This is a genomic window from Streptomyces sp. NPDC058221 (genome assembly GCF_042882365.1).
Taxonomy (GTDB): Bacteria; Actinomycetota; Actinomycetes; order Streptomycetales; family Streptomycetaceae; genus Streptomyces.
Window position 1 is genome coordinate 1 of sequence record NZ_JBHVWF010000262.1, and the last position, 5,617, is coordinate 5,617.

The following is a 5,617-nucleotide window of genomic DNA, read 5'->3' on the forward strand; positions in this document are numbered from 1 at the left end:
GGACAGGATTTGAACCTGCGACCTCTGGGTTATGAGCCCAGCGAGCTACCGAGCTGCTCCACCCCGCGTCGTTGTGATCTCCACGGTACGCCATTACGGCGGCTGCCCCGACCATTTTCCGCCCGGACCCCGCCGCTGCCCCGGCGGGCTCGCCGTCGCGGACCGGTTCAGGAGCTCCGCAGGGCGGATTCCGGCGCGCGCCCCATGAAGGCCACCATCCGGTCGACGGCCGAGGCGTGCTCGGCCACCGGGACGATGGCGCCGAACGGCATGTTCTCGCCCCGGTACTGCGGAGGCAGGGTGGCCTCCGCCCGTGCGAGCGCCTCCGTGGCCTCCTGCTCGGTGTAGGGAACCGTCTGCCCGGTGGCGGTCGCCAGGTCCCAGCCGTGCGTCAGGTACTCCATGACGGTCATGTTGAACACCTGCTCGGCGGGCAGCCGGCCGCCCGTGACGCTCACCTCACGGTCGAAGCCGTACTGCTCCCACCCGGCGACGAGGCCGGCCGCCGCCTCACGGAACTCCGATGCGGGATCGGCTCCGCATCGGTAGGCGCTCGCATCGCCCTCGTAGGTCCGGTTGTGACAACCGGCCTCGAACACGTGGACCCACCCGACGATGTGGTTGATCAGGGCCTCGACGTCGTAGTCGTCACACGGCGTCGGAAGGCCGAACTGGTCGCCACCCACGCCCTCGATGACATCGCCGGTCCTGGACAGGACACCCGTCAGCAGCTCCATGTTTCCCATGGGCCCGAGCTTAGGAGCGGTCGCGCCCGGCGGTCTTGAACAACCGCGACACCGAGCGGGTGGTCTGCACCCCGGCAGCGCGCCCGCGCACGCCGTCGCCGTATCCGTAGCGGTCGGTCACCGTTCGAGATGCAGGTGTGCGGGAGCGCTGATTCGCTGGTTGCGTCGGCTCCCCCGAGATCCAGGAGTGATCATGAGTGTTGCGGATGAATCCCGAGGCCGCGCCGAGCGTATTCGCGCCAAGGCCCAGGAAATGCAGGAGGCCGCCGACCGGGCCTCCGACCCGCAGGAGCGGGATCGCCTCAAGGACAAGGCGCGCCGCCTACGGGAGCGGAGTGATCAGGTGACGACCAAAGGGGACGGGAGCATGAATCCCCTCTGAGCGCATCGTGTGAGATCCGGCCGGTGGCCCCTCCACGGGCGTGGCGGTGACGAGGCAGGACGGCCGGCCGCATTGCGGGCACCCCCCTCCGTCGGACGGGCTCGGCCGGCCCGGTGACCGGGCGGCGGCGCTACTGTGTGAACCGCGGGAGCCACTTCACCCGGTAGTCGGGGTGTCCCGCGTGTTCCGCGGCCATCTGCCGGACCACGAATCCCAGCCCGAAGGCGCGCCCCGAGGCGAAGTCCCGCTCGGGACGATCGGTGTCGAGCCGAGCGACCTCCGCGTACTCGTCCAGGAGAACCCGGCTCGTCTCGATGCGCTGGAGGGTCCGCGCGGGGTCCTGCCGGGCGATGTGGTGGTTGTAGCCGTGCGTCCTCAGACTGAACGCGATCGCGCCGCTCCGGTCATGGATTTCGCCGGGCACCTCGGCCGGGCATCGCCACCCCCCACCGCCGGCCGCTCGTGCGATCTCTTCTTCCTCGTCGAGACGCGCCCGGACGAACGCGACCAGGTCGGAATTGTCTGCCATCAGGTTCTGAATCCTTCCCACTCGGCCCCGCACCTCAAGGGGCCGTGCTGGACAGTATCCCGCCGCCGCCTCCACCCCCGAGCAGCTCGCCACCCACCGTGTGTCCGACGCTGTGGCCGTGGCCGGCGGGGATCCCGGAAACGGCATCGCCCGGCCGGACAGCCCGAAGGCCCCACCGGTGCGAGGAGCCGGTGGGGCCTCAGGGGTGCGTTCGATGACAGGGCAACGACCCGTCCGTGTACTGGGTCGCGCCGTACCGCATCGAGCCGACGGTTGCCGGTGCCCCGGATCAGTAGTCGGTCTCCGCAGGTTCCAGAACCAGGACAGGGATCTGCCGGTCGGTCTTCTTCTGGTAGTCGGCGTAGTCGGGAAACGCCTCGACCGCCCGCTCCCACCAGATCGCCTTCTCGTCCCCGGTCACTTCCCGGACGGTCATGTCCTGGCGCACCGGCCCGTCCTGCAGTTCGGCACGCGGGTCGGCGACCAGGTTGTGGTACCAGACCGGGTGCTTGGGGGCTCCCCCCTGTGAGGCGACCACCGCGTAGGCGCCGTTGTGCTCGACGCGCATGAGAGGCGTCTTACGGATCTTCCCGCTCTTGGCTCCCCGGGTGGTCAGGATGATGACGGGCATGTCCCGCATCGTCGTCCCTTCCGTACCGCCTGAACCCTCGTACTGCTCGACCTGGTCCCTGACCCACTGGGCCGGGCTCGGCGCGTACTCACCCTGGAGCGGCATGACTTCTGTCCCATCGTCGACGATCCGGCCGTGATACCTCATCGGCCGCGGTCCCTCATCATGGCTTCAACAACTTCGGCCGCCGCAAAATGCCGCCACGGCCGACGTGTCGCGCACCATACGGCCGACCTCAGCGGCGGCCGTAGCCGTTGCGTCTGCGGGCGGCCGCCATCAGGCCACCGCCCACGAACACCGCAAGACCCACCGCGCTTCCGATCACCGCGGGCACCAGCGTCCTGGGTCCGGTCGAGGCACGCAGCCGCTGCGCGGCCGGGGCGTCACCGTCGGCGTCAAGGACGGAACCGGTGGCCGTTCCGGGGGTGGAGGCCGCAGCCGTAGGCGAGGGGGGCACCTCGACGGGGCCCCCGCGCACATCGGCTGTACCGGCGGAGTCCCCCGCCAGCTGTCCCGGAGACGCCCCGCCGGCCGCGGCCGGCGCCACTCCCGCGCACAGCAGCACGGTCACAGCGGCCGCCAGGACGTGTCCACGACGCGAAAGGCCGCGCGGGCCGAGGGCATTCGATATGAGCATGCCGATTCCGATCTGCAGAAGCGCTGACGGACTCAGCGTTGCCGCGCCCGGCCGGATCGGCGCGGCCCGGACAGCAGGCGGGTGACGGAACCGACCATCCGGGTGTCGCCCGCCCCGCACCGGCACGGCGAACGGTCCGCCTCCGCACCGGTCCCGCGGACACGTGCCGCTGCGACGTGTTCCACTCGGCATGGCCGGAATGGACATGGGCGTTGATCACCATGCCGGCCCCGGCGGACCGGTATCACGACACCACGGCAGGAGCCCCCGCCCCAAGCAGGGCAAGGGCTCCCGGCCGTGCGAGGTCAGCTGACGTTCACATCGATGCACGCGTAGAAGGCGTTGGACGTGTCGGCGATGTTCCAGACCGCGAGGACCTTCTGCTGTCCCTTGAGGCTGCCGAAGTCCACCTGGTGGGTGACGGTCGCGCCCGGCTGGGCGCCGTTGTCGTTGAACTCGGCGATCTTCTGACCGCCGGCGAAGTACTGCCAGGTACTGGTGGCGTGGCGTGCGGTCAACTCCCACTGGAACGAGGTGCTGGAGCTCACCGGAGTGACCTTCCAGCCCTTGGAGTCGTCGTCGAGCTCGGCGAACGCACTGTTGCCACCGCTGCAGCTGGTGAGCCCCTTCGGGCCTTCCACGCTCTGGGGCTCATATGTGATGGAGCCGCAACTGACCGTTCCGGCGGCACACTGGGCCTGCCTGCTCGGCGGTGAGGAGATGTACCCGTGGGCGCTGGCCGAGCCCGCAGGAAGGCTAAGGGCGAGTACCGGTGCGAGTACGGCACCGACGGCTACGGCGGTCTTCCTTTTTGCGTGCATGCTTCTCCTTCACATGAGGCATCGCTGCACGCGGGCGGACTGTGGGGAGCCCGATAGCGGCAGTCCAGCCTCTCAGGTGTGGGGCCAAGAGGCGCGAAGGGAACGGCAGGATCCATGACCGGACGCACCCCGGGAACGCGGGTGTCCGGCGCCGCCCCTGCACTTGGACTAGACCATACCTATCGAGGCGCAGCCGTCAAGGGTGTGGCATGGGAGGGGAGTTGGCCGGGGCCGATGAGCGTCCCTACTTGCCGGCGTCACCGTAGTGGACGGCGACCTCCCGGAAACCGAGGGAGCCGAGCAGCCCCTGGAGCATGGCGGTGGTGTTCTTCTCGGCGCGCCGCGTCAGCCCGCTCTCCTTGGCTGCCTCGCCGATGCGCTGGGCCGCCAGTTTGTTCACCGCCTGCTCGCTGCCGGGGTTGTCGGAGAAGAAGTCCCCGATGCGGTCGAAGAGGCCACGCTGCTTGGACACCGCGTAGGAGCGGTCCGGGTCGAGCGCGGGCTTCCCGAGGGTGGCGTGCGGCAGCCGCAGCTCGGCCTTGGTCCGGTCCTTGTTGACGACGACTCCGTTGTTCGCCACATCGCCCAGATCGACGGAGGCACCCACCGTGCCCGCGCCGACGTACAGGGTGCGGGAGCCTCGGATGGCGTCCGGGACGAATTTCGTGTCCTTCTCCAGGTCGACGACGACCTGGAAATTGCCCGGCGCCGCCTCATAGGTGCTCATGTCGCGGATCGACTTGAGCACGGCGGGGCCCGAGCGGTCCTGGGTCTCCTCGCCGAAGATGTCGCCCAGCCCCGGGAGCAGGCTGAGCCGGGTGCCGAGGAGCAGCAACGCGACGGCGGCCGCACAGACCGCGGCCACCGCCCCCCATCGGCGAGGGCGGCGGGGGCGGTTGTCCTGGCTGCCGCCCCCGGATTCTCCGGGCCGGTCCGGTACGTCGGTCGGTAAGTCGGTCGATGTCATACTCTCCGTGTGACCCGGCCGCCCGGATTCACTCCGGTGCCCGCCCGGTTCCGGTCGGCGCGTGCACCGCGGCGGCCCCTTGCGCCTGCATCCGCACATCGGTGTCGTCGTCGGACGACGACCTGGTGACAGAGCCCGTGATGGCGCTCACCAGCCCGAGTACCAGGAAGAGGACCAGCAGCGCCTTGGCCGCGCCGCTCATGACCAGGGGACGGGTGTCGGAGCGCCCCTGCCGCTCCGGTACGGACAGTGCGTCCTCACCGAACAGACCCTTGGGGTAGGCGGGGCTCAGCATGGAGACGTACGCGGACACACGCATCTCGTAGCGCAGTGTGGCCGCCGTGGCCTGGAAGAGGGGGCGGGGCATACGGCCCAGGATCAGCGTGATCAGCCACCACAGAATCGCCAGGACGTACCAGCCGGATGTGGCGAGGCTCTGCACGATCGCGGCGGGGATCACCAGGATCAGCCGGAAGAAGACCGCAAGGCGGTTGAGCCGCGTCGGGCGGACGTCGATCCGGACCGGATAGTCCGGCGGCGGATTCAGCGCGAAGGGCGGATAGCGGTCGATGAGCAGCATGCCGCTCGCACCGACCCGTGTGCGGTAGCCGAGCACTCCGGCAAGGAAACGGAAGACGGGTTCGGGCAGCCGGCCGAGGACGAGGGCGGCGAACCAGCCGAACACGACGGTGAAGAACGCCGCGATCTCCAGGAAGAACAGCACGATGAAATGCGGAATCAGCAGGAGGATCCGGAGCAGGACGGTGAGCCGGCGCTGACGCGTGGGCTCGACGATGTCCAGCACGGGCAGGAATTCGTCCGCGTCCCCTGCCCTTCGCCCCGGCCCCCACTGGGCGTCGGCCATGTCGCTCCCCTTCGGAGGGTGATCCGTACGCCCTCTGCG

At 69.6% G+C, this 5,617-nt stretch carries 8 protein-coding genes; 1 reads left to right on the top strand and 7 read right to left on the bottom strand.

Annotated features, from left to right (window positions below; all coding sequences use genetic code 11):
• Positions 1-167: 167 nt before the first annotated feature.
• Positions 168-746: a TIGR03086 family metal-binding protein gene (locus ACFVW8_RS38145; protein WP_389698479.1), complete on the bottom strand. Its 579-nt coding sequence runs from the start codon at positions 744-746 to the stop codon at positions 168-170.
• Between the two features lie 193 nt (positions 747-939).
• On the opposite strand from ACFVW8_RS38145, the gene ACFVW8_RS38150 reads away from it, so the two are divergent.
• Positions 940-1,128: a DUF6381 family protein gene (locus tag ACFVW8_RS38150; protein WP_389698481.1), complete on the top strand. Its 189-nt coding sequence runs from the start codon at positions 940-942 to the stop codon at positions 1,126-1,128.
• A gap of 130 nt (positions 1,129-1,258) precedes the next feature.
• On the opposite strand, the gene ACFVW8_RS38155 is transcribed toward ACFVW8_RS38150, so the two are convergent.
• The 6 genes from ACFVW8_RS38155 to ACFVW8_RS38180 form a co-directional block, all read right to left on the bottom strand.
• Complete coding sequence (locus ACFVW8_RS38155; RefSeq protein ID WP_389698483.1) at positions 1,259-1,657, bottom strand: DUF6221 family protein; 399 nt, start codon at positions 1,655-1,657, stop codon at positions 1,259-1,261.
• Positions 1,658-1,946: 289 nt separating this feature from the next.
• The gene (locus ACFVW8_RS38160) at positions 1,947-2,393 is read right to left on the bottom strand and encodes a nitroreductase family deazaflavin-dependent oxidoreductase (RefSeq protein ID WP_389698491.1); all 447 of its coding nucleotides are present in this window, start codon (positions 2,391-2,393) and stop codon (positions 1,947-1,949) included.
• Positions 2,394-2,523: 130 nt separating this feature from the next.
• Complete coding sequence (locus ACFVW8_RS38165; protein WP_389698485.1) at positions 2,524-2,925, bottom strand: hypothetical protein; 402 nt, start codon at positions 2,923-2,925, stop codon at positions 2,524-2,526.
• 305 nt (positions 2,926-3,230) lie between these two features.
• Entirely contained in the window at positions 3,231-3,746 is a 516-nt protein-coding gene (locus ACFVW8_RS38170; RefSeq protein ID WP_389698487.1) for a lytic polysaccharide monooxygenase auxiliary activity family 9 protein, read from the bottom strand.
• Positions 3,747-3,990: 244 nt separating this feature from the next.
• Positions 3,991-4,713, bottom strand: coding sequence for a DUF4230 domain-containing protein (locus tag ACFVW8_RS38175; protein ID WP_389698489.1), 723 nt, complete (start codon positions 4,711-4,713; stop codon positions 3,991-3,993).
• A 28-nt stretch (positions 4,714-4,741) separates the two neighbouring features.
• Positions 4,742-5,578 carry a DUF4389 domain-containing protein gene (locus ACFVW8_RS38180; protein WP_389698493.1) on the bottom strand — a complete coding sequence of 279 codons (837 nt, stop codon included), beginning with the start codon at positions 5,576-5,578 and terminating at the stop codon, positions 4,742-4,744.
• Between the last annotated feature and the right edge of the window lie 39 nt (positions 5,579-5,617).